Here is a 1,712-nt window from a genome sequence, read left to right as displayed (position 1 = left end):
ACCAACACCTTCAACGGTCTTAGTTGTTGAACCGTCGTCGAATGTTGCTGGAACATCCTCGTTGATTGGTACACGGCTATCACCTGCAGTAAATTCAGGTTTACCTGTTTGAGTGGCACCTTGAATATCTGTTGTTTCTGCTGGTGTAGCAGTTGGTTTAACAGGAGTTACAGTTGGTGTGTAGGTTGCAGATGCTTTTGTTCCGTTCTTATCTTCGCGGACAACTGTCACAGCTGGTGCAGTTCCTACGAATGATTTTTCTGGTACAAATGTCACTGTTCCATCTGGTGCTACTGTGTAAGTACCAACACCTTCTACTGTCTTAGTAGTTGATCCATCGTCGAATGTTGCTGGAACATCTTCGTTGATTTCAACAGTCTTTTCAACGCCATCAACCGTTACAGTTCCACCCTTGAATTCAGGTTTACCTGTTTGAGTAGCACCTTGGATGTCTTTTGTTTCAGCTGGTGTTGCTTCAGGTGTTACTGGCAATACTGTTGGTGTATAGGTTGCTGAAGCTTTTGTTCCGTTCTTATCTTCGCGGACAACTGTCACTGCTGGTGCAGTTCCTACGAATGATTTTTCTGGTACAAATGTAACAGTACCGTCTGGAGCTACTGTGTATGTACCAACACCTTCAACGGTCTTAGTTGTTGAACCGTCGTCGAATGTTGCTGGAACATCTTCATTGATTTCAACAGTCTTCTCAACACCATCAACCGTTACAGTTCCACCCTTGAATTCAGGTTTACCTGTTTGAGTGGCACCTTGGACATCTTTTGTTTCAACTGGTGTTGCAGTTGGTGTTACTGGAACAATCTCTGGAGTGTAAGTTGTATCAACCTTGATTCCGTTTGAGCTTTCAGCTTGAACCTTAACAGGCGTTACTTTACCTGTGTAAGACTTATCAGTTGGTGTGAAGGTTACAGTACCAGTTGCTGGGTCGATCGTGAATGTACCGATTGGTGTTGTTCCATCTTCAGCGTAAGCTGTTGTAGTTGAAACTTCGTTACCATCTTTATCCAAAAGTTTGTAGCTGTTATCTTTAATAGTGATTTCTTTGTCTTCACCATTTACAGAAACAGTTGTACCCGCAAAGGTTGGTTTACCTGTTTGAGTAGCACCTTGGATATCTTTAGATGTAGCTGGATTTGCTGTTGGTTCAGCTGCTTTTACAGTAGGTGTGTAGCTTGCATCAGAAGTGATAGTTGCAGTTTTACCATTAGCATTTGTAACAGTCGCAGTTGCTTGAACTTTAACCCCTTTAGCAGTTCCGACAAAGTCTTTCTCAGGAGTGAAGGTTACCGCACCTGTAGTAGGATCGATTGTGTATGTTCCTTCACCTTCTACTGTCACAGTTGTTTCATCAGTAGGTTGACCAGTTGCTGGATCAACCAATTTCTTGCTTGTGATTTTCGCAGTCTTGTCGTTGCTCAACTCAAATGTAGGAGTTTGAGTTTGTGGAACGTTTTGGATATCCTCAGAAACTTTGTCTGTTGGAGTGATTGCAATTGGAGTTACTGTTGGTGTGTACTTAGCTGTAGCTGTCTTAACGTACTCCTTTTGAACCTTACCGTCTTTATTTCGTCCAACTGGCGCTGACAATGTAACTTCCACACCTTTAGCTGTACCAGTAAAGCTTGGTTCTGGAGTGAAGGTTACTTCACCTGTTGTAGGATTAATGGTGTATGTTCCTTCCCCTTCAACTGTTA

At 42.8% G+C, this 1,712-nt stretch carries 1 pseudogene; it reads right to left on the bottom strand.

Annotated features, from left to right (window positions below):
- Positions 1–1,712 (bottom strand): annotated as a pseudogene (locus ACLOR3_RS03780) (CshA family fibrillar surface protein C); the annotation flags it as partial.

The organism is Streptococcus intestinihominis (assembly GCF_046824975.1).
Lineage (GTDB): Bacteria > Bacillota > Bacilli > Lactobacillales > Streptococcaceae > Streptococcus.
Note: the sequence above shows the minus strand (reverse complement) of the source record. Positions and strands in the feature narration are given on the sequence as shown.